Origin of the sequence: Mycobacterium sp. E2327 (assembly GCF_001672675.1) — a bacterium.
Classification (GTDB): domain Bacteria; phylum Actinomycetota; class Actinomycetes; order Mycobacteriales; family Mycobacteriaceae; genus Mycobacterium.
Genome location: NZ_LZKE01000245.1, coordinates 1 through 1,500 on the forward strand (window position 1 = coordinate 1; position 1,500 = coordinate 1,500).

A 1,500-nucleotide genomic window follows, 5' to 3' on the forward strand; every position below is an offset into this window, starting at 1 on the left:
AACGTGCAGGCGCACTACGATCTGTCCGACGACTTCTTCCGGCTGTTCCTGGACCCGACCCAGACCTACAGCTGCGCCTACTTCGAGCGCGACGACATGACGCTCGAGGAGGCGCAGCTGGCCAAGATCGACCTGTCGCTGGGGAAGCTCGGGCTCGAGCCGGGGATGACGCTGCTCGACATCGGCTGCGGCTGGGGCGCCACGCTGCGGCGCGCCATCGAGAAGTACGACGTCAACGTCGTGGGCCTGACGCTGTCGGAAAACCAGGCCGAGCACGTCCAGCAGATGTTCGACGGGCTGGACACGAACCGCTCGGCGCAGGTGCTGCTGGAGGGGTGGGAGAAGTTCGACGAACCCGTCGACCGGATCGTCAGCATCGGAGCATTTGAAGCGTTCAAGGCCGAGCGTTGGCCCGCGTTTTTCGACCGCGCCCATGACATCCTCCCCGACGACGGCAGGATGCTCCTGCACACTATTTTGGCGCATTCACAGAAGCAGATGCACGAGCGCGGCATCGCTTTGACGATGAGCGACGTGCGGTTCACGCGATTTATCTACACGGAAATCTTCCCGGGCGGGCAGTTGCCGGCGCAGGAAGATATTTTCCCGCTGGCGCATGCCGCCGGATTCAGCGTCGAAAAAGTGCAATTGCTGCGCGAGCATTATGAACGGACGCTGAATATTTGGGCGGCCAACCTGGCGGCGAACAAAGAAAAGGCGATCGCCATCCAGTCCGAGGAAGTCTACGAGCGCTATATGCACTATTTGACGGGGTGCGAGGACTTCTTCCGCAAGGGAATCAGCAACGTCGGCCAGTTCACCCTGGCCAAGTAGCGCGGCCCTCGGTCACTTCTCACACGTGAACTGGTTGACGTCCGTGTAGCCCTGGCGGAACAACTTGGCGCAGCCGGTGAGGTACTTCATGTACCGGTCGTAGACCTTCTCCGACTGGATCGCGATGGCCTTGTCCTTGTTGGCTTCGAGCGCGGCGGCCCATATCTCCAGCGTCCTGGCGTAGTGCAGCTGAAGCGACTGGATCCGGGTCACCTTGAAACCGGCGTCGCCGGCGTGCTCTTCGACCGACGGGATCGTCGGCAGCCATCCGCCGGGGAAGATCTCGGCCAGGATGAACTGGGTGAAGTGAACGACCTCGTGGGTCAACGGGGTGCCCTGGGCCCTGGCCTCTTTGAAGGTCGGGCGCGAGATGGTGTGCAGCAGCATGACCCCGTCGGCCGGCAGCACCCGGTAGGCCATCTTGAAGAAGTGGCCCCACCGTTGCCGGCCGAAGTGCTCGAAGGCGCCGATGGAGACGATCCGGTCGACGGGTTCGTCGAACTTCTCCCACCCCTCCAGCAGCACCTGCGCCGAGCGGTTCGTGTCCAGCCCGTCGAACATCTGCTGGACGTGCTCGGCCTGGTTTTCCGACAGCGTCAGGCCCACGACGTTGACGTCGTACTTCTCGATGGCGCGCCGCAGCGTGGCGCCCCAGCCGCAGCCGAT

Annotated in this window: 2 protein-coding genes; one reads left to right on the forward strand and one right to left on the reverse strand. The window is 63.1% G+C overall.

Annotated elements, in window-relative coordinates:
* The first annotated feature begins 3 nt into the window (after positions 1 to 3).
* A complete protein-coding gene (locus A5712_RS28305; RefSeq protein ID WP_068113350.1) occupies positions 4 to 834 on the forward strand; it encodes a cyclopropane mycolic acid synthase family methyltransferase in 831 nt (276 codons plus the stop codon).
* A gap of 12 nt (positions 835 to 846) precedes the next feature.
* Here the strand turns inward: A5712_RS28305 and A5712_RS28310 are convergent.
* Positions 847 to 1,500, reverse strand: a 654-nt coding sequence (locus A5712_RS28310) for a class I SAM-dependent methyltransferase (RefSeq protein WP_068113347.1), incomplete at its 5' end; no start/stop codon positions are given.